Consider the following 23,381-nt stretch of genomic DNA (forward strand, 5'->3'; position numbering starts at 1 on the left):
GTCTCCGTGAATCAGCGGCTGCCGGCAGGCTTGGCCGCGGGAATGGCGGGGCGGCCATCGGCCACCCATTGCTTGTGCTGCGCACGCGTGGCATCGCTCGGCGGGTACAGGCCCCACAGCGCCTCGCCGGCCTGCACGCGCAGGGCGAGGTAAGCCTCGATGTCGTCGCGCTTCTCGCACAAGTCGGCCATCTCCTCGGCGAGGTGCGCGGGGATCACGGTGATGTTGTCGCCGTCACCGTGGATCACGTCGCCCGGGTACACCGCCACGCCCGCGCAGCCGATCGGCACCTGCAGGTCGGCGACGTGGTGGTAGCTCAGCCGGGTCGTGGCCGTGACGCCGGTGCACCAGATCGGGAAGTCCATCTGGCTCAGCTCCGTGCCGTCGCGGAAGGTGCCGTCGGTGATCACGCCGCGGGCGCCGCGCATCATCATGCGGGTGATGAGCATGTTGCCCATCGAGGCGGCGCGGCCGTCCTTGTTGCTGTCGATGACCAGCACGTGACCGGGCTCGATCTGCTCGACGCCCACCCATTGCAGATTGTCGGCGCTGGGCGAGGTGGTGAGGTTGCCGTAGACATCGACATCCTCGCGTGCGGGGATGAAGCGCATGGTGTAGGCGCGGCCCGCGAAGGGCTTGATCTTCTTGTTGAGCGGCGTGAGGCCATGCAGCACGGGCTGGCGGAAGCCCTTGATGTAGAGCTGCGTGGTCAGCGAGCCGCTGGTGGCCTTGGCCAGGCGGTCGAGCACGGCGTCGGACACGTAGGGCGCCGGAGCGCGTTGCGGAATCGCGGAGAGGGGAGGCGGCGTGGTGGTCATGGTGTTTGTCTCAAGTGGTGGGAACACAATGGGTCGGAAGACAGATTGCAGCGGGTGATCCGATCGTAGGGAGACTGGCGTGCAAAGAAAATCGATTGCCATCGGGCGGCGACATGCAACCTGCCCCCGCGTACCACCATTTGAGACAAACCGAACGACATGGCCACTTCTTCCGGTGAGGGCACAGGTGCCCTTGAAAAAGCGCTCGACGTGCTGGACGCCATCGGCGCCGCGCCGCAGGGACTCGGGCAGACCGAGCTTGCGGAGCAGTTGTCCTTGCCGCGCACCACGGTCTACCGCCTGCTCGCGACCTTGACGGCGCGCGGCCTGGTGCGGCGCGATCCGCTGCGCAAGGTCTATTGCCTGGGCTTTCGATGCTTCGAGATGGCGCGGCAGGCCTACGCGATGCCCGACCTGGTCGCGGCCGCCGCCTTCGAACTGCGCGCCCTGCGCGACCTGACAGGCGAGACCTGCTACCTCGCCACGCTGGATGGCCGCGAGGTGATCTCGCTCGAACGCTGCGACGGTGCGCACAGCCAGCGCTCGGCTGCTGCGCTCGGCGAGCGCAAGCCCGTGCACTGCACCAGTCAGGGCAAGGCGATCCTCTCGGCCATGTCCGACGAGGCCCGCGATGCGATCGTGCGCGATGCCGTGCTCAAGCCGCTGACGCCGCTGACGATCACGGACCGCCGCAGGCTTCAGGCCGAACTGCGCATCACGCGCTCGCGCGGCTATGCCATCGACGACGAGGAGATCGTGCTGGGTGTGCGCTGCGTCGGCGCGCCGGTGATCGACGCGGCGGGGCAGGTGAGGGGGGCGATCAGCGTGGCAGGCCCGGCGTATCGGCTGACCCGCGCGCGGCTGGAACTGCTGGGCCCTGAAGTGGCCGAGGCCGCACGCCGCGTCGGCGCCCAGTTGTCTCCCGTGGGCAGTGATGTGGCCGTGAGTACCGAAGCGGCCGTCACGGCCCTTCCGGGGCAATGGGCCTTCCATGGGGCGCATCCGCTCTGGTCGGCGGACGGTGCGCGACTCTGGTGGGCCGACGCGCTCGCGCCCTCGGTGCGCCTGTACGAGAACGGCCAGGACCGCGAGGTCGCCACGCTGGAGTCGCCGCTGGTGGGACTGCTGCGCGATGGCGACGACGTCATTGCTGTGCACGAGCGCGCGGCAGTGCGCATCAATGCCGAAGGTACGGCCACGCCCGTCGAGAAGTGGCTTTCCGCCCAGGTGCTCGCAGTCTGCAGCGGCGCGGACGACGAGGTGTGGGCCGCGATCACGCTGCCGGAGTCTGGCACCGCGATCGGGCTCTTGCGCGGCGACGGCACGCTCGACGTTCGCTGGCGCATCGGCGAGCCCGTGCAATGCGTGGGCTGGCATGCGGCCGAGCGGCAGCTCTATGCGACCGCACCAAGCTCTGGGGCCATCCTGTTGCTGCAACCGGGGCAGGCATCGGTGCGGCGGCTTGTCACGGTGCCCAAGGGCTCGGGCCGGCTCAGCGGCCTGGCCTTCGACGCGCAGGGCGGCATCTGGACGGCGCTGTGCGACGGATGGTCCGTGGTGCGCTTCACCCAAGATGGGCAGCTCGACCGCGTCGTTGGCCTGCCGGTGCCTTGCGCCACCGACCTTGCGATCACGGGGGCAGGGGTGGCGGGCGGCGAGCGCATGGCGATTACCACGTCGCGCCACAGCGTACCGATCGATTCGCTGGCGAGCGCGCCGCTGTCGGGACGTCTATTGAGTATTGGACTGTCAGCGTGATCGTGGTCTATCTCACAAACGGCACATTGGATGCCACCAGTACCGTGGTCTTCTGGAATGCAGTCTGGTCCATCCACCAGACTGCCGCATGACGATCGGATCCACCCTTAACACGCTTAGAAGGAAATGAGTCCGTTCCAAACGTGCCGGTAAAAGTATGACTCCGCGTCTTCCGGATCCCCGTCGCACAGGCAGATCGCCAGTTCGGAAAGCAAATGTGAACCGCTGCGCCGCATCGTTCCAAAAGTCGACGCGTTGTCTTCGCGGGCGATCGGATTTCAACCGATGGCGGCGCGCGTCACAGTCGCGCGAGCCTTTTGCCCGAGATTCCTGTATCCCGTCCGTCGGAGGTTCGTAGCCGAGAGTGGAATAGCAACTGCGATCAGTGCTTGCAGCGAAAAGGCGCGTCCATCAACTGCGCGTCGAGTTTGTACGCCGATTGGCGACCGCATCTTCGGCAAACATCACGCAGGGGGTCACCGTGAATCGGACGCCGCGCATGCCGCTCGAGCTGGAATATACGACCGTGATAAGCCACACTGATGCAGCTTGGACAGAACCGGAAGAAAGGGCTTGTGTCGTTCGAGACGCAATTCACGCCCTCGCGCACGTTGCACCGGGAGATGCCAAGCAACAGCGCAACCCGTGCGATGTCGACGTCAGAGGGCGCCGCGCCCGTGTAGGGATCTGCGTGGGGCGGCTTGATTGCCCTCCGATTTTTGCGTTTGCTGCAGTGGCGCCGTTCTCTGCGCCATTCGCTGAGTCCTCGTCGGGCGTGTTGGCTTGCCTCGAAGTCGCGATGTCCGCGCAGCAACACGTGGATATTGGCAGCAAAAAAACGTCGCAACGTCAACGGCACCGCCCGCCATCGGTGACCCTCACTTCAAGCCGTTCTTTGCAGCGGCGGAGGAATGGGGCGCTGCATCGTTCGTGCACCCATTGCGTCTTGCAGGCATGGATCGCGTCGCCGAGCCGCCGTCGCTCGAGCAGGTGGTGGGTTTCCTGGCGAGATCGGCTTGGCTGCCGCTTCACCTCGGCCTCGATCCGTGGGCTTGCTGAGACGTGCTCACGCGACTGCCGACGAATCTGCAACATCCGCATCAACGAGCTGCTTCTGCAAATCCGCACCTCTGGCAATCCCGCCCACTAAGCCTCAAGCCGTACACCGACTTGGTGAGGACCGCCTACTGGCCGCAGACCATATATGAAACGTTTATAATTGATGCATGGTTCATATCAAGGTGTGGTGATGGGTATCGTCAAGATTTCGGATCTGATGCACGAAAACCTGCGCTTGGCAGGCGGCGCGCTGAGCCGGTCTATTAATGCGCAGGCGGAGCACTGGATGCGCGTTGGCATGCTGACAGAAATGCACCCCGAACTGGACCACCGGGAAATCTGTCAACTTCTGATCCGGGCTGAACTGGCCGGTGGGCTGGACATTGTCGCGGCCGTCACACCGCCATCTCCCTCTCGGTCGCGTGCGCCGTTGACCGGCAAACACTGATGCCACACGGCGTTCAAATCAAATCTGCTGATGACATGCAGATGGCAAGGCGAGCGGCCACGCTGGCCGCGCAGGTGCTCGCAATGATCGAGCCCTACGTCGTTCCCGGGGTGAGCACTGAGGCGCTCGACCGAATCTGTCATGACTACATCGTAAACGTTCAAGGCGCAATTCCGGCCAATGTCGGATACAGCGGCTATCCGAAGACGATCCTTACTTCCGTCAACCATGTGGTTTGTCATGGCATTCCGTCAGCTGACAAGATTCTGAAGAAGGGCGACATCGTCAACATCGATGTCGCCGTGAACAAGGAAGGCTGGTTTGGCGACACCAGTCGCATGTACTTCGTCGGAGCACCGAGTGTGTTGGCTCGACGCTTGGTGGAGACGACATACAAAGCGATGCTGGCCGGAATCCAACAGGTCAAGCCCGGGGCGACTCTGGGCGATATTGGACATGCGATACAGTCGGTTGCGCAGCGGGAGCGTTTCAGCGTGGTGCGCGAATACTGCGGGCACGGCATTGGTCAGGTCTACCACGACGAGCCGCAAGTGCTGCACTACGGGCGACGCGGAGAGGGACTGAAGCTGGAGCTTGGCATGGTGTTCACCATTGAGCCAATGCTCAATGCAGGTGGGCGCGAAACCAAGGAGTTGACCGACGGCTGGACAGTTGTGACAAAGGATAGATCCCTGTCGGCCCAGTGGGAACACATGGTGGCCGTCACGCCGCAGGGATACGAGGTGTTGACAGCTTGGCCGGGCGGAACAGGTGTCTACCCGCCGGTTTGATATGCAGCAAAGCACGGGCGATTACATCTCGGCCTCGGCTCACCTTCGACTTTGAGCATGCAACGGATGGCGAAATAAACCTATCGTGATAAGTCTTCCTATCACCATAGCAGCGTTCGTGGCCAGGATTCCTAACCTGGCGCGACTACGACCCGCCTCCACGTATCGCAGTTAGTCCGGATCGAGCATCCGGCTGGCCTTGCTGTTGAGCGAGCTTTCAGCGCGGAAGTAGCCCATCACGGTCGCCACGCTGTGGTGCCCGGTCATCGCCATGGTCTCGGGCAGCGACATGGCCTGCTTGCCCGCCTCCGTCACAAACCCCGCCCTGAGCGAGTGCGCAGAAAACTCTCCTTCCACCCCTGCGAGTGCACACCGCTCCTTCACGATGTCGCGCACGGCTGCCGGTGCCAGCGGCTCGCCCAGATGCCCGCCTTTGCGGATGCGACGGAAGAGGGCGCCTTCCTTGATGCCGCTGGCGGCAAGCCACGCTTGCATCGCCAGCGCCGCGGTGCCGATCAAGGGCTTGATGTCCTCGGGACGGTCCTGCCCGGTCTGGTTGGTCTTGGAGTGCGTGAGGGTGTAGACATAGGACTTCGCATCCACGCGCCGCAGGTTCTCTAGCGTCGCCCCAGCCACCTCGGAACGCCGCCTGCCCCCGGAGGCCCAGGCAAACAGGAGCAGGGCGCGGTCGCGCTTGCCGCGCAGCGTTTCGTCGCACGTGGCCAGCACGAGCTGCAACGGATCTTTCGTGAGCGCGCGCTGCTTGTGCGGTCGGGCGCCGCGCTGGGCATAGGCGCGCCGTGTGCGACCGAGGAGCTCGCGAACGAGCGCGTCGGCGCACGGATTGCTTTCCTTGGCCAGCTGATGCGCTTTCGAAAGCACCGCCACGCGATGCACCAACGTATTGAGCGCCGGCACCCCCAGTTTCCCCTTGTACCCGTTGTCCACCAGCGCCTGATCGATCTCCGGCGGCAGTTCGTTCACCAGGGCGCTTTTCAGATTCGCCGTTGATTTGGATTTCGCCGCTGACTTTGCCGCGGGCTTCGCAGGGGCCGCGTTGGTGACGTCGTCCGAGTCATCCACTGACTCGTCGTCGATGGTGTCGGCCTTGCGCGCGGCGTGGTCGACGATGAACTGGATCACGACGGGCACGGGCACCGGCAATTGAAGCGCGTGGCCGTAGCGCGCGGCGAACCAGGCGCACCAGTAGCGCATCGCCGAGGCATAGGAGGCGCGAGTGTTGGCGGATTCGCCTTCGCGCAGCAGGGCGCGCGCCGCCGCCTCGGCGGTTTGCGTGAGCCGGGCGGGCTCCAGGACTGGCGTCCATTCGGCGGCGTTCACAAGCGGGTGCGGATTTGACATGGCGCTAGAAATATTCATACATATGACATATGATTTGCTACATCATACACCAATAGGTCACGATAACAACCACTTATCGATGGTAAATATTTGAGGGGAAGGGCGGTCGTTCGCCTGAAAGTTGCGAGGTTCAAATGGCTGAGATTCAACAGTTTCGACGTGGTGTTCAGGAAGAAGACGTGTTCAGGGCCGCGGACGCGCTACTGTCCGAGGGGCTGCGGCCCACCATCGAGCGCGTGCGGCTGAAAATCGGGCGGGGGTCGCCGAACACCGTGAGCCCGATGCTGGAGAAATGGTTCGGGACGCTCAGCCAAAGGATCGCCGGTGGGATGAATCCGTCTGCCAATCTGGCGGCCGGGAATGACGCGGACGGCGTGCCGGTGAGCGTGCGCAACGCCACGCGGCTCCTGTGGGAGACGGCGCGGCGTGAGGCGGACGATGTCCAGCGACTGGAACTTGAGGGCGCCCGGGCGGCGCTCGAGGAAGCGGGCAATGTGCTGGCGGTGGGCCAAGCCGGCCTGGCGCAGCGGGAAGCCGCCTTTGAGCAAGCCCGGGCGAGCCTGGACGCCGCGTTCGTCTCCTCGCAGCAGGCGCGCGAGACGCTGGAGCGACAACTGGCCGAACAGGCGGCCGAGTTAGCGCGCTTGCGGGCCGCGTCAGAGCAGGAGATCGCCCGGCTCAACGCCCTCCTCCAGGCGTCTCACGCCAGCAAAGAATTGCTGCGGCAGGAGCAGGCCGAGGCGCTGGCTGCCCGCGATAACGACGTGAAGGCAGAGCGGGAGCGTCACGCAGCCCAGGAGCGCCACTCTCATGAGGAAGTCGACCGGGCGCGCCAGGCCTCAAAACAACTGGAGGCAGGTCTGGCGAGGGAGCAGCAACAGCGTATCCGTAGTGAAGAGGCCGCGGCCCAGACACTCGAGGCCGGGCGCCGGATGCTGCGCGAGACGCAGCACGCCGCCCAGCAGGTCGAGCGGGAGCTTCGCGATCAACTCACCCAGCAGGCAAGCGTGCTCGCGCAAGCGCAGACGGAAGGCACGGCGCTGGCACACCGGCTGGACGACCTGGGGCGTCAGCTGGGCGAAGAAAAGAAGGCTCACGAGGGCACGCGTGCGCTGCTGGCCAGCGCCCTCACAACCGCGCGCAAGGAGGACTCGCGCAAGGGCGGGATTGCACCCAAAATCAGGCGGCCAAAGGCGTAGCGGCCGCACGGTTCCGGCACTTTAAAACGCGTGCAGCCAGCGTCTTGGAGAGGCTCAAGAAGTTTGCAGGAAAAGATCCCAACGCATAACAGTCACGGACCGCAGATGCTCATCTACCCTCGCCTGCTCATGTTCTGGGCGATCTCCTTTTGCGGCGCGGCCTGGGCCGCCCCCAACAGTGTCTACCTCGAGGACTTGACTTCCACCGAGGTGCGCGGCCGGGGAAACCCGGGGAATCTGGGGGCGGTCAGCGGCTTTAAACGGCTTTGGGGGCTCTGGCGGGCTATGGCGTAGGGTTGTGTGGACGGGGCGGGAATGGCAGCGTGTGGGGCGCTTGGGCGAGCCTGGCCGGTGGCCTGAAGTGGAGCACTTGCCATGCTGGCGATTTGTGCGGCCGGGGGTGGGCGGTGAGCGGGGCGGCGCCGAAGCCGACAGCGCTCAGTCTGATCAACTCAGGCGGCAAAGGCACGGTCGCACGCCGGCGTGCGAAGCACAAAGCGCAGGTACTCGACGCTCCGGGCGAGCCGCCCGACGACTTCACAGATCCGCAGCGCCAGGACTGGGAACGGATTGCGCGACTGGCGCCGCTGGGCCTGCTGAGCAGTGCGGACCGCGAGGCCTTTGCCGGGTTCGTGGAGACTGCGGCCCTGCGTGCGCAGACGCTGCAGTTGTTCAATGGCAGGGGCGGGCACGTATTGGTCCGCGATACTGCGCACAACCAGCTGGTGCTCACCCCCCCCCCGAATGCGCGAGTACCGGCGCATGACCGAGCAACTTCGCGCGCTGGGCTCGGAGTTTTTCGCCGGCGTCGCGCGCCGGCTTGCGAGTGTCCTGGCCAACGAAGAGGGCAAGGGGGACGAGCTCATTCAGGTTCTTTCGCAGGACCGCGCCTAAAGGATTTGCGAGGCCGTTCTGAATGCCCGAGACCTAAGCGCTGCTTCCAATACGTCGCGATTCGCTCGATGGCGCACTACTTCCCAACTGAAGAGTCTTCGTGCACCATCCGTGTACGAGGGTGCGCAAACGAGGAGACCACAAATGGGATTCTGTGTCATTCGATTGCGGGGCAGGCTCTGGTTCAACAGCGCGGTGTGCCTCTTCGGCTTTGCATCTACGGTTCTTGCCCAGACAGCGGCTGCACCGCCCGCTTCAGCGCCAGCCCGCGTTAAAGCCCGCGACATCCAAACCAGCAACGTCGTGCCAGCAAGTTGCATGCAAGCCGTTGCCTCCTGCATTCAGCCTCAGAACCAAGTCGACGGACCTTCGCCGGACCTGATGCATCAGGCCTACGAGAAGCTGTTCTTGTGCCTGCGCAAGGCACTGGTGGCACAGGACTGCACCACGAAAGCAGTCACTCCCGGTGAAATCGAGCAAATGAGGACGGATACTGCCGCGCTCGTCACTGTCGCGTCAGGTGCGACCTGTGCACCCCCCGCTCAAGCGAAGATTCCGGAAAAGTGCCTCCCCGAAGACAAGTCGGCAAGCGCGACATCGCCAGTTCTTAAATTGCGCCGACTGGAGCAACGCACTGCACTTGTCTGCAACCCGACGGGCGCCGAGGTGTGCAATCTGCTAATCCTGCGCGACTTGGATGGCACTGGGCAATACGCCGCGCAGCAGTACGTCGTGCGTAAGGGCAGGACAGAGACGGTGTTCCTTGATTCTCTGCGGGACAAGTTCTGCATCGCGCCCAGCGCCGAGGCAAAGTTTTCGTCCGACAACTGCACGCCGCTGCAACTGCCCGCCACAATGATGCGGGAGGGGCAACTGACGATGAACTTCCCGCTTTCCAAACTCAATTGATGCCCCTGCCCATGCGACGCGACGCACGGCTTCGAATTCGCCGCACCGTGGCGCAGCGCGCCTGCGCGCTGTGCCTGGTGCCGTCCCTCGTCATGGCGCAACTCGCTCCCCCGTCCGGCCTGTCCATGCCAACGCGCGAGGCTCTGCTGGCCGAAGTGTCTAAGGGGCAGAAGGGTTCTTGGAGCATACAGCAGCTGCTGCTGCAGGAAGCTCGGCTGAGCGCCGAGGACAAGGCACTCGACGCCCCCATCACTGATGCCCAGCGTTTTGCGCTGCATATGGCAAACGCGCAGCTCGAGGCCCATATGCGCCAGTTCGAGATTTCACGGGTTGTCGCACCTGAAAAGGAGAACATAACCGCGGTGTTCCAGTTCGTGCAGGCGTCGGTGGCCATCACGCAGCAGGCCGCCAGTCAGACGGCTGAACGTGCTCTGGCCGATATCCAGGCGGATCAGGTCCGAACGCTGCTTCAAGAGGCGATGGCTCGTCAGTCGGATGCTAGGGTGAAGGATTTGAGGGACGCTCTCAACAAAGGGGCGACTGCAGCGCAGCTTGCGAAGGCCGAGATCGCGCAGCAGCTCGTTCGCCACAAGGCGGCCTTGCTGCAAGAGGCCGAACGTGCGGCGCAGGAGTTCTCCCGTGCCGCCACTCAGGTTCAGGACGTGGCGGCTAAGGCTGAACGCCAGGCTGATGTGATGGCGCGCACCGCGGCCGGGGCGCAAACTGCTGTGGCCAAATGGGACGTCGCCAAGATCAAGGTAGAACTCGAGAGCCAAGCAGGCGCCGTGTTTACGGTGCCGGAGCAGGTTCTGAAGCAGTTCGCCGCCGACCAGATACCGAAGGTGATGCCCACGGCACAACACGTGAAGCAAGCGGTCCAGAACTTGGCGAAGGTGAATGTCGGGCTGCAGTTCGAGGCGTTTCGGGTCGAAGCCGTGCTCAATCCGCTGGAGCAGACCCAGAGACTTGCGACCCAGGCAGCGTCATCGCTCTCCGCGTTCGTTAAGGGAGCACATCTTCCGCCAATGGATGCGGTGCGCGCGCCACTGTTCATTTCGCAACTGACCGCCAATCCTCAAGCGATGGCGCAGGCGGCGACGACTCGGCTGCTTGGGCAACTTCCTACTAAGGCACTCGCCGAATTGAACGGAGTGGCCAACGCCACGAGGGACTTGAAGCTCGACTTCGGCGGCTGGGCACAAACTGGCAGGTCGCTCGACGGCATCGCCGCGGTGATCAGCTCTGTCGGTGCCCTGGACCCGAAGCTGCAGGAGGCCGCCACCAAGGTCACTTCCTTGGTCGCCACTGCGTCGAGCTTCATCGCCGTAGGCCAGAGCATTTTTGAGTCGGCCGGCAAAGTGGGATCGCTGCTGGGCATTGCCGGTCAGGCAGGGTCATTTGCGGCCACTTTCTTTTCCACCGGCGGCGTTGGTACGGTCCTGTCGCTCATGAGCGGCATGGGGGGCCTGGGTGGCCTGTTCGGCGGCAGGAAGAACAAAAGCGATGCGGCGCTGATGCGCAAGCTTGCCGAGGTGAACCGCAAGCTCGACTTGGTGCTGGAAAACCAACGCAAGACGCTCGAGGCGCTCGTGGCCATCAGCGAACAGCTGCAAGCAGCCACGAACGAAATCCTGCGTGAGGTCGACGGCGTGTCGCAGCAGGTAACGCGCCTGGAGTTCGACCAGTTCGTCCAGTCGATCGAGTCCGAGCGCTTCCCGTGCCGGTCGTTGTACCTGATGGCGCGGCGGAACTATTCCTACGATACCGACACCGGCACCTTTCCGGCTGGCGGTCGCATCGCGTTCCTGCGCGCCGCATTGGAGGTCAACTCGGCCTCACGAAAGGAATATCTTGCCGACTGTCGAATCTTCCTCGAAAGGGTCGCAGAAAACCGCAGCATCCTGCATCCTTATCTCACAGACGACGCACGCACGTTCAGAGCCGACCGGGTCTTCGGTCAGACCGAATTGCCTCCCATCTTGGCTCGTCAGCCGGAAGCCGCGCGCTACGCGCCGATGCGCGACCTCACGCAGAAGTTCGGAGACGACCCCTACATGGACTCGGCCTGCTTCAAGAACTTGCTTTTGCCGCAGGCGTTGGCGGCACCGCGCACTTTCGCCGAGGTGTTTGCCCTGGACGAGGCGTGCACCGCCGGCGTGGACTTGACGGCACAAGCCGTCCTCGAAAAGGACCTGCAGCGGCCCAACTTCGTGCTGCACCGGTTGATGCATGAAAACAGTGTGCGCGACTACGCGTTGCTCGTGGACTTCTATGCACCGTTAGTCGACATGAGCATGGCGCTCGCAGGACGAAACCCAAATTGGGAAAAGCTAGTCAGGGAGCCTGCATTGGCGTTCTCGACATTTGCGGGGGCTGCCCCCGTTTGTCGCGTCAAGCCGAGCTTCGGTGCCGCCACGTTGTCGGAAAGCGAGCGGTTGTACTCCGGAGCGCTCACCTACACCAACATCGCTCTCGGTCAGCAATACGTCCTGAGCGGCGCGGCGTTGGCCAAGCAGGCCACCGATATACTAGAGAAGTATGCCTACGGAGCCAGCCTGGACGCATTCGGCTCGGCCAGGGAGCGCGAGGAGGAGAAATTTAACGACGCTCGGTGGGAGAAGCTCCAGCCCATTGCTGCGGGGCTCGCCACAGGTGACTTAAGCCACAGGGACGCCAGCGTGACAGCCGGCGGCAGGCAGCCTGCCGTGGCCGATTACGCAGCGCTGCAAGAGGACTGGATATCTGCGCGCAGGAAGGCATTGGCCCCGGACCCGACCAACCGCTTCGCGGAAAGCTGTTCGGTCGCAAAGAACATGGGCGCGCGGCCCTACCAGACGCTTGCCTGCACCCTTGAGGTGAATCCCACGTTTGCGAACAACGTGCTGCAGTACCTACTGTTGCGCGCCATGCATGAATTAGTGCCGGTACCTGACTGGGCCGCGGAGACCAACCCGCGCCTTGCGCAACTGAAGCCGCGCGCCATGTCGATGCAGCTGTACAACGCAGTACTCGGCACCACCGACGGACAGTCGCCACTGGTGGCGCAGACGTTCGCGCGAAAGCTGCCGTTAGAGTACCTGGAGGGGCGGCGGCCCGGCTGGTTCCTGCACTTGCGCAAGCACACAGGCGAGCATTGGTACTGGCGGCTGCCCGACGCGTCGCTGCTGGCCAGCGGCCACGTCTACTACCCCATCACCGAAGGCCCGTTGCGCGAGACCCAAGAATTGTTGACGAGTCGACTGGCCGGCTACGCCTCGACGTGCCTGAGTGCGGAGATGCGTGCGGACCCCAAGCTCCTCAGTCGCTCGGCATTGGTTGCGCCGCCCCGACGTCCTCTGCCGTCGCAAGAATGATCCGCGCGAACTGCTCCCCGATTCGCTCTCCGCCAAAGCGAGCAGTCCTCGATCCCCGCAGTGTTCGCATTGCCGGCCGTCATCTGCAAATTTCATGTGTCTTCGTAGCCAGTCCCACACCAAAAGAAAGAAAACGCACATGACCAGAATCTGCCTCGCATGTCTCACGACGCTGCTCGCTTGTGTGGCCGGACCGGCCTCAGCCGACCCCGGGTTCGCTGTCAAGCCAACCGGCCAAGCGCTCAGTGACACCTGTCAGTCATACGCACTTGGCCTTGCTCTCGCGTTCAAGCGAGATCCAGACTTCAAGGTCGACACCGCCGCGCAACTCAGAAATATCGAGCTCGCTATCCGCGCTCAGATCAAGAAGGCCTCTGGAACGGCCAACGTCAACCACGCGCATGTTCAAAAGGGGTTCGAGACCTATACCGGTGGCCGGTATAAGCTGGTCTTCAAGGATGTGGCAGAGGCACAAGTTGGGGCCGAAGCTGGCAAGCGTTCCGGCGTGACGTCAGGCGCCGCCGTGCCTCCGGCTTTCCTCCTCGGGGTGATAGTTAGGGACGTTGTGCTGGCTTCTGCGACGCGGATCGGACCTTACCCCTATGGCGACGGGCACATCTTTACTATTTTGGGCAAAGACGGTCCGCCAAATTCAAACGAGAGGCTTCTGATACTTAACAGTGCTGTCAAGGTCAAGGACCTGACCAGGAACTCGTGCTCAGAAGATTTGCCCGACGATCCGGGCTCCTATACTGCAGAATTGTCTTGGAAGCCGGTGCAGGACATTGCTTTCAAGCAATTCGGAGGTAAGGTTAGGCTGTGGACTGTCGAAAAGGGCTAGAGCGAACGCTGGACTGATCATCCAAGTCGTCTGGGCGGTTTCTAGAGCGAGGCTCGAATCGGGCGACTCTCCAGCGACAGCATGCTGTCGCCATCGCCAACCGCCATAAATTGCACCCGAAACCGAGATCGCGCCTTGATGCGGGAGAGCATCCATTTCCTGGGGGTGGGCAGTGCAGCAAAGTATGCTTTGGATATGGAAATCGGGGCATGTCCTGGCCAAGAGGTGCTGCAGCTGCGCGCCGTGCTGCGCGACATTAGCCCTCTGATTTGGCGGCGCCTGCTGGTACGTAGCGATGCCAGCGTCGTCCGGCCTCACCAGATTCTTCAGGTCGCGTTCGCTTGGCAGGACATGCACCTTCACCTCTTCGAGATTCGCGGTCGCGAGTACGGAATCAATCAGGATGGCGGCGTGGCCAGGAGCATCAGTCCCTGGCCATCGAACCACAGCACCTTCAGATGTCGCCACGCCTGCCGCGGAAGACGAAGACGTGACCACAGAACGGATTGGCCGCAAGCGCGTTCTGCACCATCGCGGCCAGGCCGTCAAAGCCCTTCCGCATGTCGGTGTGGCCAGCCACGATCCACACGCGGGTGTTTGAAGGAAGGCCGATCATGAGCGCTGCGCCAGGACGTCTAGTACGACGCCCAGCCGTTGCGCGTCGATAGGGCCCTGCAGGCGAACGCGTGCACCGTGGATTTCGATCTCGATGATTTGCGGCTCCACGCGCCCGCGCGCCGGCGGCGGGTTACTTGCAGGGGGTGGCGCCTGCAGCGTCACCGGCAACAGCGTTGGCGACGGCGCAGCGGCGCGCTCGCCACCGCCGTGCAGACCAATCCAGCGTCGCAACAGGTTGGCGTTGATCCCGTGCGCCAGCCCGGTAGCAGCCACTGATGTTCCCGGCACCAGGCATTGCCGAACCAACTCCGCCTTGAATTCATCGGCGTACAGGCGCTTGCCATTGCTGCGAACGCGCAAGACGCCACGCGGCAGTTGGCTCGGTTGTTCTCTCTCGTTCAGGGATTCCATGCTGCGTCCACTACTCATGTCAGTGGACGCAAGGGTGACGCGGTCTCTCTGTCAACTCAAGAGGGTGTTGAGGCCTCGCTTACCTGCAAGAGATGCTGCCGATCGAACAAGGGTTGCATCAGGAGACCATCCGCCAGCACGTCATGGCCACGGCCGATCGACTCGAGGCGCAACTTGGCCCGGAACAATTCGCCTACGACGGCGGCTCCCAGCGCGAGATCGAAGCTTCTCCGGAGTCGCCAGCGCCGATCAACGTGGGACTGGATGGGGGCTACGTCCGCGGTCGCGAGCGTTTGCCCGGCGCCAATGGTTGTTTCGAGGTCAGCGCCGGAAAGAGCGTTCCCGAGGAAGGCGAGGCCAAAGTCTTTGCCTTCGTTCATCGAGTGGACCGCAAACCCAAGCGCCGTTTACGTGCGGTGCTCGAGTCGCAAGGCATTCTTCCTCGTCAGCACATTACCTCCCTGTGTGATGGTGGCGATACGGTGCGCGAGCTCGGCGCGTTCTTGCACTCGCGATCCGAGCACATCCTGGACTAGTTTGATGTTGCGATGCGCATCGAGCAACTCTTGCAGACAACACGAGGGCTGCAAGGCCCAGAGAGGGAAGAGCTCCTCAAGAACATCGAGCGCGTCAAATGGTTCTTGTGGCATGGAAACGTGTTCCGCGCCGACGAGACATTGAACAGGCTGCTCGAGGACATCGCTGACGTGCGCGAGAACCAGAGGAAAGCGGGTCTACCAACTTCGGTCGTGTTCAAGAAGCTTGCGAAGGCGGTAGATGAATTCGCAGCCTATGTCGACAACAACACCGGCGCCATCGTCAACTACGGGAAGCGGTACCGATGCGGGGAACGGATCTCTACCGGCTCCGTCGAATCCGCGGTCAACCAGATGATCGCCAGGCGGTTCGTGAAAAAGCAGCAGATGCATTGGACGCCGCGCGGAGCGCATCTACTGCTCCAGGTTCGTACCCAGGTCCTGAACGACGAGTTGCGAGCGTCATTCGAGAGGTGGTATCCGCGCTTCGACGCCCAGGCGCAGGAGCCGCTTGCAGCGTAGCCTTCGTGGAAGGATGCTGCACTGCACACCCCCAGGAAATGGATGCTCTCCTTATAGGGTTCGTGCCGCCGGTCACGGTCCTCGGCGCGGCGCTTGTGGTCTCCGCCCAGCGCAATCTCGGTCGATCAACATCGGTGACGTTGGAGAGCGTTAACGGTTTTGATGGTGACGGACGGCTTGAAGGGCGGACTTTTTGCCTATGGCAGATAGCTCATTGCACGTTGAAGACCAAATCATTACATTAGCCCGTCTATGCAAGTGATGATCTGAGCCCCACGCAGGGAGGTGAATGCAAATTGATCGACTTGTAGCGCTGCTGGTTTTCTGCAAGGAGACAAGCCATGCCAATGTTCAGTGTCAATCGCCTCGGCATTCACTTCGCCCAAGCGGGTGTTTTGCAAACTGGTGGTGCTGAACCTTATTGTTCGTTCGCGAGGAGAACCGAAGCGCGATGCATCACGTTCTGCATTGCCGCATTTGCTGCCGGTAGTTGTGCTGCTCAAGCTAGCAAATGCACTCTAACCGGCGAGCCCAAAACGTTGCCTCTTTTTCGCGTCACAGAAGGGGCTGAAACCAAATATGAGGGAAATGAGGCTCAAGCGGGTTGCGACTATTCCGCCCACCGACTGGCGATCGAAAACGGGGGTGGTCGTGTCGACAAATGCGAATTGGCCAAGGACGGCGACCGCCTCTGGATCACGTTTCGACGCAGCAAGACAGAGGGGGACGTAGAGCGCTATTTAATGCCCATCTCATCGTGGACCATGAAGGTCTGCGGTGTTCATCTCGCCATAAGGCCTCAAGTTGAAGCGGCGGTCAAAGCGAAGGTGGCCGCTGATCCAGGCTACAACCAAATGATCGAGGAGATTTTTGGTAAACCGGCACCGAACGTGACCATTATCGTGCAGGCGCCGTCAAACAAATCCCAAATCGCCGATGAGTCGGATGAGCCTGAATCTGCTCTTCGGCCTTTGACACGAGAACAGGCTGATGCGCGAAATCGAGGTGCGAGGGCAAGGGTTTCAGAGCCTCAGCCGTCAACGTTGGCGCCCTTGCCTGGTCCGGAGACGCCTAGACGACTTGCCGTGATAGGAGCGCCTGAAGCGAGTTCGGAAAGAGTCAATCTCGGTCGGATTGAGTTGACTGATTGCTCTAGGTTAGAAGCGAATCAGGGGTACAACGCTGTCTGGCGGACGGCGCGTCAAGAGACAATCTTGTATGCCACTTTCAATGGAACCGACCCAGCAATTGCCGCCGTTAAAGCAACCATCGCGGACTGCATGAAAATTGGCATTGCGGCATGTGGGTTGAGTTCGGCGATTACCAACCCCGCCGCGTGTTACCCGTCATTTAAGACGGCCTTCTTTACTTGCTTGACCACGAATGTGCGCGACGGGACGTTGCCGCAGAAAATTGTGAATTCTCTGGGTAGTCTCAATACTGAGACGGTATGTCATTGGTGAGTCCTCGCTAGGGCTTTAGCTGCCTCTTGAGCACGGCCTTCCCGCTCTCGTTCACCCCGTGGACTAGCAGCACGTTCTTTGCCAAAATCGATATTAACTGTTGCGATCTTCATGATGGATGCTCCTTCAATGGTTCAGGCGGTTGAGTAACGCTTCAACTGTGGCACATCCCATGTCCCCGCTCGGCTGTTAGGTGGGGGCGTCCATTTCGTTATTTCACTGGCAGCGTTTGCACAATTGCTCCGATCCCACCTCCTTCAAAGATCCCAGTACACCCATTGCATATCTTCCCGAACCGTGGCCTTGAATTTGTCTTTCAGCTTTTCGCCAAGGTAGGCTGTGATTCGCTGAGTGTCTAGAAGGCAATCAACGGTCGCGTTGGCAGCGGACCGAGCGTAGTCGGCAATTTTCAAGGGCGTGAACGATGTCTTTTGATCGCTGTTCTTGTCGACGTAGATAGCGAGCACAAGCTCCAACATGTGTCGGGTCTTTTGATCGTTCAGACCATGATCTATGCACTGCTTTACATACTCTTCCGCGATGCCATCGATCGACGTGACTCCGGTGAGATCCAGGCGAATGCAGTGCTCGAGCTTCTTCATGGTGGTTACCAACTTCTGGTTGTTCCATTGGATAACCATTTGAGTTGAGTGCACCTGATGCGAGTCGTCCCAGCGTGCGAGGCAAAGTGTCTGCACCACGCCAGTTTTCGCGGTGGCGAGTTGCTCCGCGGCTTGCCTATCTCTCGCCGCGATTGCCCTATGGAGCTCGGCGTTTTTCTTCTTCTGTTCCTCGGTTGGATCGGCCTGCACGTAGTCGAAGTCCTGTGCATTGAAGTATTTTGGTTTCGGTGGAGGGGTAAATCTGTCGCGAATCCCCTGAAGAGCCACGCTGCTGACTCCAGTCAGGTTCACAGTAAGGGTACGGTAGCCCACTGAATAGACGATCCGGGCCGAGACACGCACGCCTTCACACCTGCCGCCCCTCGAATGGCGAAAATCACTGTCTCTTGAAACGCATATGGTGGCTGTCGATTGGGGATCCCATGCTTCTGTACCGCTGTTTTCTTGGTGGTAGTAGAAACCTAAGCCATCATCGAGCTCGCTCCGCAGTACACGGCATTGACTTGGATCCAGATGGTGCCAGCCGTCTACGATGGACACGGCGTCGAGGGCGATCCGAACCGCGGATCCTGTTTGATTGCAAAACGTGAGCTGAGCACCGGCTACCGCCGGGACAAAGGCCAGCACAAGAATCATCAGCGCCCGTTCAAGGATCGGTGTCATGGTCGCCTCCTCGTCGCCCCCGGCCATGACGACCTCCAGCGGGTCGACGAGAGACCGGTACGGCAAGTCTGAAGCTACCCATGGCTTGCGTCAACATCGAAAGTGATGAGACTTTCGTGCGTGAGTGTCCGAGCTTCCCCGTCATTGCCTGAGGCGGCCTGATCGGCGAAGGTCAGCTCTCCCTATTTCAATGACGGATGAAGCAGGATCGGTCGAGACCGGCGTGTCGCAGCGTGTGCGCGTGGACTGGCGAACCGGCCTGACGATGGTGCAGAATGACGAGGCCGTCTGGCGTGATCACGAACGGCGTCGCCTGGCGTGAAGGAGAGTGTGCAAAAGTGTGGGAGGCTGATTTCGAGGGACAAGCACTGAACTCCCCTGGAACCCGCCGCCGTTACGGCGGATGGCACGACTGTCGAATGCCCGTCCTCGACGCCTTGGCCAACTTCGCCAGTCGACCTGGCGACAGCTCGCGGTTGAGAGCAGCGACAGGGACCTGCGCCAGGCAATGAGCCCCTTCGTCGGTCCATTGCATTTGCTGCTTCTTCGCCATCCGATGGCTCACCACCAGGTCACTGCCGACTCTGCGATGCTGCTGCTGATAGCCAAGCCCCTTCTGTGACGCGCCCCGCAATCCACCAGCGTGGCGGCGTTGTTGTTGATGTAGCCAGACGCGCGCTGGAGATTCCACCAGAGCGTTCGAGTATTCAAAGCCTGTCCTGGCCATCAACGCTTCATCGAGCGCCTTAATGCGCGCCACGGACTTGCCGCCCTTGCCGTGCCAGACGAACCATTTGGCGCTGCGGATTTCGCTCTGCACCCAAGCTCGCTCCGGTGGTTCGATCATCGCGCTGCGGAACACCGAGTTCTCAGCCGCCTTGAATTTCATTGCAATGTGAAACCAGTCCAGTATCCTGCCGCGTGCAAGCTGGCTACCCTCGACCGCCTTGGCGAACTCGCCCGCGTCATCGCTGATCACGGTCACTCGCTCGTCGGGCCCGACACCGCTTCGGGCGAGGAACTGATCCAATCGCGCGGCCGCCGAGGGCACCTGCTTGTGCACGTACGCGTACACGCGAGGGGCGCGGTCGGCAAACGCAGCTCGTCCGGCAACGATGTTCACGTGGCGTTGCAAGGTCGGTGGCTGCGACCAAGGCGACCGAAGCTTGGCTTCGGCGCGCGCAGCCTCGCGACCCTTTGCGGTGCTGTGGTGCGTCAACCATGCCGAATCGACGCTGACGCACGCGACGTTGGGGGATTCGCGCGGTGGGGCGATGGTGTCGGCGATTGCGGCGGCTTTCGGCTGGTTGGCAATATCGCGGTCCACCTCGGCATCGAGTAGCCTCGCGACCGCATGAATCCTTTGCCGTGTGCCGCTGAACGAGATCTGCTTGTCCGAAGGAAGGACCTCCTTGAGCAGCGCCGTGGCCTGCCGGTAAGGCAAATGGGCAGCCCATTCCACCTGCAGGTATTCCAGTTCCGGCGTCACACGCCTGGGCAGCGCCTTGCAAAGCGGACTCATGGAGCTGCGTGCTGTCCCCGGCGCCGCGCGGCAGCGGCACGACCACTCTCGGGCTCCTGACGGCCACGTTTCCATACACGGTTCCGCACCACAACGTCGCGACTGTCCTTGTGGCTGAGCGCCCTGCCGCACCGGCGGCAGTTCGTCTCGCCCGACATCCAAGCGTCGACCTGCTGCGAGACCAATGCGTCTTGGGCCCGGGCCAGCAGAGCACGGTCCTCAGCAAGGGTGAGGCCCAGCTTGGAAAGACTGCGGTCGCGCCGCTCGAGCACGGCCAATGTGACCAAACCGTCTACTGCGTCGCCGATGTCCGCAGCGTCCGCGATTCGAGCTTCAATGATCAAGCGTATGGTTTGTCTCCGGACCGTACGATGATCGCGAGCGTAGCGAAGATGGCACAGATGGTCGCTTATTAGCAATTCGAAGCGAGGTCCCCGCCCCTCTCAGCCTCCCACACTTTTGCACACTTTCCTTCACGACCATCGACAGGCTCAGGTGCGAACATACGAAGAACTTCTGGCGGTTGCTGTTGCCCTCCCCCAGCTACGCATCGAGCATCACGTAGTTGTCGCCCAAGGCGAGGTGCCGAAATGCTCGAAGCGCAGCGTGGCCCGACTTCCACCGGCGGCGCCGGTGCCCATGACGTGCGTTCTTGTCGTTGTTCGTGTAAGCGAGAAGGCGCTCACCGCCGTCATCCAGGAGGCCTACGTGCAAGGCATCTCCACCCGTTCGGTAGACGACCTGGTCAAGTCGCTAGGCATGAGCGGCGTCTCCAAGAGCCAAGTCAGCTGCCTCTGCGGCGAACTCGACGAGCGGGTCAACGCCTTCCTTAGACGCCAGATCGAGGGCGACTGGCCCTATCTCTGGGTGGACGCCACCTACGTGAAGACGCGCGAGGCCGGGCGTATCGTCAGCGTGGCGGTGATAGTGGCCGTCGGGGTGAATGCCGACGGTCAGCGTGAAGTGCTAAGCCTTTAGTTGGCGCCTCTGAAGCCGAGCCCTTCTGGACCGAGTTCCTGCGAAGCCTGAACCGTCGGGGCCTGCGCGGTGTAAAGGTCGTCATCAGCGACGGCCACGAGGGCATCAAGGCGGCCGCCAAGGTTTGAACCTACTTCACGCGATGCAGCGTGAGGGCACCGAACAGAGCGTAACCCATCGGCCTGGCAAGCCAAAGCGTGTCAATCTGAACGAAAAGGCCAACCTTGCGCAGAAACCGGGATTGCTAAGTTGTTGTCAGCGTTAGCCTTTTTAGACCGACCAGTGACAATCTGCACGGAAAGGACGATGACCCCGGGTTGGGCTTTGAGATCGGCGCGCACGCGCTTCGCGCCACTGCCACCGCGAACGCCCTTGACCACGATGCCGACATCGCAAAGGTCCAGGAATGGCTGGGCCATGCCAACATTGCGACCACTCGGCTCTATGACCGGCGCCGCACTCGGTCGGAAGACTCGCCCACCTTCAAGGTGAGCTACTGATCTAGAACCAGCTCTTGACGCGATCGAGCAGACGCTGCCAGAAGTTACGTTCCTGCGCGCGCCGCGCTTGGTTGGCCGCTTCGAGCACCTTCGCGTCATGGGCGCGATTCGCTGCAATCTCTGCCGTGGTGAACTGCACTGACCACCGAATCGCGTTGTCGTCGATCCAGTAATGTGACTGGCATTCCAGGCTCCAGTTGCCGACCGACGGCGACAGGCTGATCTTCCCCTTGCGATTCTTCAAGGTCCAGCGCCCGGCCTTGAGCGGCAGGACGACCTTTCCGCCGCAGCCGCAACAGCAGTTGTGCGCCGAAGTGGAAAACTTCTCCGAGATATAGAGCACCCCGTCGTCCATCACTTTCGGGATTCGATCGACGAACTGCGGGGTGATGCTGCTAGTCCTCAACCGATCCCCCATGCAGATCATCTTTGGTCAAGAGGCTGTTGGCGACCGAGTAGGAAAGGAAACGCTCGTGCCCCATGTCGCTGTAGTAGCCGAAATGCTTCTTCCAGGCAATCACCGCGAAGAAAGCGTTCAGCCCGTTCAGCTCGGCGATCTGAATGTTCCTGTCGTACTCGTTGAGCGCATCGTCCTCGGTGAACGAGATCCGCGCCCGAGCTTCTTCACGGGCATCCGGCAAGCTGAGAACCACGCGCAGCAAGCCGCCGATTTTCTTGCGCTTCACGTACAAACCCATGCCGACATCGACGAACGGCGTCTCCCATGCTTCCAGCTGTTCAATGATGGCGCGCTTGGCGGAGCCGCCATCCATTGCCAGAAAGACGAACGTCATGCCGGTCAGCAGGCCGATATTCGATCCATCGACCTTGACCGGGTGCGTGATGATGCCCTTGCGCATCTTCGAGTAGATCCCCTGGAAGTAGTCGACCTTCAACGGTTGCCCGCGCAGCTCGTCCAGTGAAGGGGCACCCGGCGCGCGGAACGCGTTGTGCGTCAACAGCACATCTGCATCGAACAGATGAATCTCGTCAACCGGGCTCTTGGCGACCGCGTCCAAGATGTATGAGCCGGTGCCGCCGAGCCCGATGATCGCGATCTTGATCCCGGAAAGCCGCGCATTGATCTCGTGAATCTCCGAGCGCGATGACGCCATGTCGAGGTAGTTGAACGGTGACTCGCCAGGCTCAGGCTCAACAACCTGCCGAGTTTTCGCCGTCACCGACGGGTCCAGCTCCAACGCCGGTTGCATGATGAGCGACACATATGTGGTCATCTTCTCGAAGTAGTCCAAGTAATGGCCACGCTGAGGCTTGCGCGAAAACGAGTGCTGCGCCGTCAGCCCATTGCCCAGCGCAATGGCTTCGCTGCTGTGCCGCAGCGGTTCCATCGGTGCGCCCTCCTTGTCGCAGGGGTACTCGCCCATGAACTTGGCGGTGTGATCGGACGGCTGCACCGTCACATCGCCCGCCAGGTCGAGCTGGCAGGCGACAGCCCCAAGAGCAATCTGCCGTTGACTGGTCACGTAGGGAACGTCACGCACGACCAGGAAGCCCGCATTGGTGACGACGATGTTGAAGCCGGCTTCACGCAGCCGGAACAGGTCCGGGCTACGAGCGATTGGTATGGCCGACATCGAAGATGGTCCCGTGTTTTTTGACTTCGACTTTCCCGTGCTTCGCGAGGTCGCCGTGATGGGGCTTGCTCTTGGCGTGCTCGAAGCTCACCGTGAATTCGGGGTCTGTACCACCCGGCGGCGTGGGATATGCCAGCTTCACAACCTGCTCGAACCGGACCTCGGCGTGCTTCACGACGAACGGCTCGGTGTTCACGTAGATCAGGTAGTAGTTCTCCGGCACCGACCCGGTGTGGAAGTGCGCATCTTCGGCCAGGTGGATGTGCGGATCGTCGATGCGGACCAGCTTGTCTTCGGCGTTGCCGTCGACTTCGCGGTACATCACGCGGCCCTCCTTGACGCTGAGCAGCTCGTACAGATCCGCGCCAGTCGTCGGGTTGGGCGACTGATACGGCTTCTGATCTGAGTGAATCCTGACCTGACTTTCCATGGCGGGCTCCTTTCAAGCTCCAAGCGCCGAAGTTCGGTATCGACGCACTTTTTATATTGCGCTAGAGAATACGCTTTGTCAAGTACCC

The 23,381-nt window shown here is 61.8% G+C and carries 23 protein-coding genes and 2 pseudogenes; 15 read left to right on the plus strand and 10 right to left on the minus strand.

Annotated features, from left to right (window positions below; genetic code table 11):
* Nucleotides 1-11: 11 nt before the first annotated feature.
* Complete coding sequence (locus WKW82_RS26150; RefSeq protein WP_340345384.1) at nucleotides 12-818, minus strand: RraA family protein; 807 nt, start codon at nucleotides 816-818, stop codon at nucleotides 12-14.
* A 159-nt stretch (nucleotides 819-977) separates the two neighbouring features.
* Here WKW82_RS26150 and WKW82_RS26155 point away from each other — a divergent pair, with 159 nt between their 5' ends.
* The 3 genes from WKW82_RS26155 to map all read left to right on the plus strand — a co-directional run bounded on the left by WKW82_RS26155 (nucleotide 978) and on the right by map (nucleotide 4,874).
* The gene (locus WKW82_RS26155) at nucleotides 978-2,576 is read left to right on the plus strand and encodes an IclR family transcriptional regulator domain-containing protein (RefSeq protein WP_340345385.1); all 1,599 of its coding nucleotides are present in this window, start codon (nucleotides 978-980) and stop codon (nucleotides 2,574-2,576) included.
* Between the two features lie 1,249 nt (nucleotides 2,577-3,825).
* Nucleotides 3,826-4,083 carry a ParD-like family protein gene (locus WKW82_RS26160; RefSeq protein ID WP_340345387.1) on the plus strand — a complete coding sequence of 86 codons (258 nt, stop codon included), beginning with the start codon at nucleotides 3,826-3,828 and terminating at the stop codon, nucleotides 4,081-4,083.
* Nucleotides 4,083-4,874 (plus strand): type I methionyl aminopeptidase, encoded by a 792-nt coding sequence (gene map, locus WKW82_RS26165; protein ID WP_340345388.1) that lies wholly within the window; start codon nucleotides 4,083-4,085, stop codon nucleotides 4,872-4,874. The genes WKW82_RS26160 and map overlap by 1 nt, the downstream gene beginning before the upstream one ends.
* A gap of 171 nt (nucleotides 4,875-5,045) precedes the next feature.
* On the opposite strand, the gene WKW82_RS26170 is transcribed toward map, so the two are convergent.
* The gene (locus WKW82_RS26170; protein WP_340345389.1) at nucleotides 5,046-6,215 is read right to left on the minus strand and encodes a site-specific integrase; all 1,170 of its coding nucleotides are present in this window, start codon (nucleotides 6,213-6,215) and stop codon (nucleotides 5,046-5,048) included.
* A 155-nt stretch (nucleotides 6,216-6,370) separates the two neighbouring features.
* Between WKW82_RS26170 and WKW82_RS26175 the strand changes: the two genes are divergently transcribed.
* Nucleotides 6,371-7,435 (plus strand): DNA-binding protein, encoded by a 1,065-nt coding sequence (locus WKW82_RS26175; RefSeq protein ID WP_340345391.1) that lies wholly within the window; start codon nucleotides 6,371-6,373, stop codon nucleotides 7,433-7,435.
* Nucleotides 7,436-7,887: 452 nt separating this feature from the next.
* Here the strand turns inward: WKW82_RS26175 and WKW82_RS26180 are convergent, their stop codons facing one another.
* Nucleotides 7,888-8,127, minus strand: coding sequence for a hypothetical protein (locus WKW82_RS26180; RefSeq protein ID WP_340345392.1), 240 nt, complete (start codon nucleotides 8,125-8,127; stop codon nucleotides 7,888-7,890).
* A 70-nt stretch (nucleotides 8,128-8,197) separates the two neighbouring features.
* Here WKW82_RS26180 and WKW82_RS26185 point away from each other — a divergent pair, with 70 nt between their 5' ends.
* The 5 genes and pseudogenes from WKW82_RS26185 to WKW82_RS40675 all read left to right on the plus strand — a co-directional run.
* Nucleotides 8,198-8,329, plus strand: coding sequence for a hypothetical protein (locus tag WKW82_RS26185; RefSeq protein WP_340345394.1), 132 nt, complete (start codon nucleotides 8,198-8,200; stop codon nucleotides 8,327-8,329).
* A 144-nt stretch (nucleotides 8,330-8,473) separates the two neighbouring features.
* Complete coding sequence (locus WKW82_RS26190) at nucleotides 8,474-9,238, plus strand: hypothetical protein (RefSeq protein ID WP_340345395.1); 765 nt, start codon at nucleotides 8,474-8,476, stop codon at nucleotides 9,236-9,238.
* An 11-nt stretch (nucleotides 9,239-9,249) separates the two neighbouring features.
* Nucleotides 9,250-12,591: a cell envelope integrity protein TolA gene (locus WKW82_RS26195; RefSeq protein WP_340345397.1), complete on the plus strand. Its 3,342-nt coding sequence runs from the start codon at nucleotides 9,250-9,252 to the stop codon at nucleotides 12,589-12,591.
* A 139-nt stretch (nucleotides 12,592-12,730) separates the two neighbouring features.
* Nucleotides 12,731-13,432, plus strand: a complete 702-nt coding sequence (locus tag WKW82_RS26200; protein WP_340345398.1) for a hypothetical protein — start codon at nucleotides 12,731-12,733, stop codon at nucleotides 13,430-13,432.
* 195 nt (nucleotides 13,433-13,627) lie between these two features.
* Nucleotides 13,628-13,825: pseudogene (locus WKW82_RS40675) on the plus strand (IS1096 element passenger TnpR family protein); the annotation flags it as partial.
* 61 nt (nucleotides 13,826-13,886) lie between these two features.
* On the opposite strand, the gene tnpB reads toward WKW82_RS40675, so the two are convergent.
* Both tnpB and tnpA read right to left on the minus strand, forming a co-directional pair.
* Nucleotides 13,887-14,048 carry an IS66 family insertion sequence element accessory protein TnpB gene (gene tnpB / locus WKW82_RS26205; RefSeq protein WP_422823587.1) on the minus strand — a complete coding sequence of 54 codons (162 nt, stop codon included), beginning with the start codon at nucleotides 14,046-14,048 and terminating at the stop codon, nucleotides 13,887-13,889.
* Entirely contained in the window at nucleotides 14,045-14,461 is a 417-nt protein-coding gene (tnpA, locus tag WKW82_RS26210; RefSeq protein WP_340345400.1) for an IS66-like element accessory protein TnpA, read from the minus strand. Before tnpA ends, tnpB begins: the two co-directional genes overlap by 4 nt.
* 92 nt (nucleotides 14,462-14,553) lie before the next feature.
* Between tnpA and WKW82_RS26215 the strand changes: the two genes are divergently transcribed.
* The 3 genes from WKW82_RS26215 (at nucleotide 14,554) to WKW82_RS26225 (ending at nucleotide 16,982) form a co-directional block, all read left to right on the plus strand.
* Nucleotides 14,554-14,997 (plus strand): hypothetical protein, encoded by a 444-nt coding sequence (locus WKW82_RS26215; protein WP_340345402.1) that lies wholly within the window; start codon nucleotides 14,554-14,556, stop codon nucleotides 14,995-14,997.
* Between the two features lie 12 nt (nucleotides 14,998-15,009).
* Nucleotides 15,010-15,519, plus strand: coding sequence for a hypothetical protein (locus WKW82_RS26220; RefSeq protein ID WP_340345404.1), 510 nt, complete (start codon nucleotides 15,010-15,012; stop codon nucleotides 15,517-15,519).
* Between the two features lie 341 nt (nucleotides 15,520-15,860).
* Nucleotides 15,861-16,982, plus strand: coding sequence for a hypothetical protein (locus WKW82_RS26225; RefSeq protein WP_340345406.1), 1,122 nt, complete (start codon nucleotides 15,861-15,863; stop codon nucleotides 16,980-16,982).
* 257 nt (nucleotides 16,983-17,239) lie between these two features.
* On the opposite strand, the gene WKW82_RS26230 is transcribed toward WKW82_RS26225, so the two are convergent.
* Complete coding sequence (locus WKW82_RS26230) at nucleotides 17,240-18,268, minus strand: DUF1036 domain-containing protein (protein ID WP_340345407.1); 1,029 nt, start codon at nucleotides 18,266-18,268, stop codon at nucleotides 17,240-17,242.
* Nucleotides 18,269-18,458: 190 nt separating this feature from the next.
* On the opposite strand from WKW82_RS26230, the gene WKW82_RS26235 reads away from it, so the two are divergent.
* Entirely contained in the window at nucleotides 18,459-18,590 is a 132-nt protein-coding gene (locus tag WKW82_RS26235) for a hypothetical protein (RefSeq protein ID WP_340345408.1), read from the plus strand.
* Between the two features lie 72 nt (nucleotides 18,591-18,662).
* On the opposite strand, the gene WKW82_RS26240 is transcribed toward WKW82_RS26235, so the two are convergent.
* Complete coding sequence (locus tag WKW82_RS26240; RefSeq protein WP_340345410.1) at nucleotides 18,663-19,790, minus strand: hypothetical protein; 1,128 nt, start codon at nucleotides 19,788-19,790, stop codon at nucleotides 18,663-18,665.
* A 663-nt stretch (nucleotides 19,791-20,453) separates the two neighbouring features.
* Between WKW82_RS26240 and WKW82_RS26245 the strand changes: the two are divergent.
* Both WKW82_RS26245 and WKW82_RS26250 read left to right on the plus strand, forming a co-directional pair.
* Nucleotides 20,454-20,887, plus strand: a pseudogene (locus WKW82_RS26245) (IS256 family transposase); the annotation flags it as partial.
* Between the two features lie 198 nt (nucleotides 20,888-21,085).
* The gene (locus tag WKW82_RS26250; RefSeq protein WP_340345412.1) at nucleotides 21,086-21,268 is read left to right on the plus strand and encodes a site-specific integrase; all 183 of its coding nucleotides are present in this window, start codon (nucleotides 21,086-21,088) and stop codon (nucleotides 21,266-21,268) included.
* A gap of 1 nt (nucleotide 21,269) precedes the next feature.
* On the opposite strand, the gene WKW82_RS26255 is transcribed toward WKW82_RS26250, so the two are convergent.
* From WKW82_RS26255 to WKW82_RS26265, 3 genes are read right to left on the minus strand one after another with little or no spacing between them, the layout of a single operon-like run.
* The gene (locus WKW82_RS26255) at nucleotides 21,270-21,695 is read right to left on the minus strand and encodes a ubiquitination-like system serine protease family protein (protein WP_479694182.1); all 426 of its coding nucleotides are present in this window, start codon (nucleotides 21,693-21,695) and stop codon (nucleotides 21,270-21,272) included.
* Complete coding sequence (locus WKW82_RS26260) at nucleotides 21,664-22,863, minus strand: ThiF family adenylyltransferase (RefSeq protein ID WP_340345414.1); 1,200 nt, start codon at nucleotides 22,861-22,863, stop codon at nucleotides 21,664-21,666. The genes WKW82_RS26255 and WKW82_RS26260 overlap by 32 nt, the downstream gene beginning before the upstream one ends.
* A complete protein-coding gene (locus tag WKW82_RS26265) occupies nucleotides 22,838-23,293 on the minus strand; it encodes a multiubiquitin domain-containing protein (RefSeq protein ID WP_340345416.1) in 456 nt (151 codons plus the stop codon). The genes WKW82_RS26260 and WKW82_RS26265 overlap by 26 nt, the downstream gene beginning before the upstream one ends.
* Between the last annotated feature and the right edge of the window lie 88 nt (nucleotides 23,294-23,381).

The organism is Variovorax rhizosphaerae, assembly GCF_037889975.1.
In the GTDB taxonomy this organism is placed as follows: Bacteria; Pseudomonadota; Gammaproteobacteria; order Burkholderiales; family Burkholderiaceae_C; genus Variovorax; species Variovorax rhizosphaerae.

What these genes read in the sequence shown, in the direction of transcription:
- WKW82_RS26150 (WP_340345384.1), bottom strand. Translation starts at nt 818, where the DNA reads ATGACCACCACGCCGCCTCCCCTCTCCGCGATTCCGCAACGCGCTCCG.
- WKW82_RS26155 (WP_340345385.1), top strand. Translation starts at nt 978, where the DNA reads ATGGCCACTTCTTCCGGTGAGGGCACAGGTGCCCTTGAAAAAGCGCTC.
- WKW82_RS26160 (WP_340345387.1), top strand. Translation starts at nt 3,826, where the DNA reads ATGGGTATCGTCAAGATTTCGGATCTGATGCACGAAAACCTGCGCTTG.
- map (WP_340345388.1), top strand. Translation starts at nt 4,083, where the DNA reads ATGCCACACGGCGTTCAAATCAAATCTGCTGATGACATGCAGATGGCA.
- WKW82_RS26175 (WP_340345391.1), top strand. Translation starts at nt 6,371, where the DNA reads ATGGCTGAGATTCAACAGTTTCGACGTGGTGTTCAGGAAGAAGACGTG.
- WKW82_RS26185 (WP_340345394.1), top strand. Translation starts at nt 8,198, where the DNA reads ATGACCGAGCAACTTCGCGCGCTGGGCTCGGAGTTTTTCGCCGGCGTC.
- WKW82_RS26190 (WP_340345395.1), top strand. Translation starts at nt 8,474, where the DNA reads ATGGGATTCTGTGTCATTCGATTGCGGGGCAGGCTCTGGTTCAACAGC.
- WKW82_RS26195 (WP_340345397.1), top strand. Translation starts at nt 9,250, where the DNA reads ATGCGACGCGACGCACGGCTTCGAATTCGCCGCACCGTGGCGCAGCGC.
- WKW82_RS26200 (WP_340345398.1), top strand. Translation starts at nt 12,731, where the DNA reads ATGACCAGAATCTGCCTCGCATGTCTCACGACGCTGCTCGCTTGTGTG.
- tnpB (WP_422823587.1), bottom strand. Translation starts at nt 14,048, where the DNA reads ATGATCGGCCTTCCTTCAAACACCCGCGTGTGGATCGTGGCTGGCCAC.
- tnpA (WP_340345400.1), bottom strand. Translation starts at nt 14,461, where the DNA reads ATGGAATCCCTGAACGAGAGAGAACAACCGAGCCAACTGCCGCGTGGC.
- WKW82_RS26215 (WP_340345402.1), top strand. Translation starts at nt 14,554, where the DNA reads ATGCTGCCGATCGAACAAGGGTTGCATCAGGAGACCATCCGCCAGCAC.
- WKW82_RS26220 (WP_340345404.1), top strand. Translation starts at nt 15,010, where the DNA reads ATGCGCATCGAGCAACTCTTGCAGACAACACGAGGGCTGCAAGGCCCA.
- WKW82_RS26225 (WP_340345406.1), top strand. Translation starts at nt 15,861, where the DNA reads ATGCCAATGTTCAGTGTCAATCGCCTCGGCATTCACTTCGCCCAAGCG.
- WKW82_RS26230 (WP_340345407.1), bottom strand. Translation starts at nt 18,268, where the DNA reads ATGACACCGATCCTTGAACGGGCGCTGATGATTCTTGTGCTGGCCTTT.
- WKW82_RS26235 (WP_340345408.1), top strand. Translation starts at nt 18,459, where the DNA reads ATGACGGATGAAGCAGGATCGGTCGAGACCGGCGTGTCGCAGCGTGTG.
- WKW82_RS26240 (WP_340345410.1), bottom strand. Translation starts at nt 19,790, where the DNA reads ATGAGTCCGCTTTGCAAGGCGCTGCCCAGGCGTGTGACGCCGGAACTG.
- WKW82_RS26255 (WP_479694182.1), bottom strand. Translation starts at nt 21,695, where the DNA reads ATGATCTGCATGGGGGATCGGTTGAGGACTAGCAGCATCACCCCGCAG.
- WKW82_RS26260 (WP_340345414.1), bottom strand. Translation starts at nt 22,863, where the DNA reads ATGTCGGCCATACCAATCGCTCGTAGCCCGGACCTGTTCCGGCTGCGT.
- WKW82_RS26265 (WP_340345416.1), bottom strand. Translation starts at nt 23,293, where the DNA reads ATGGAAAGTCAGGTCAGGATTCACTCAGATCAGAAGCCGTATCAGTCG.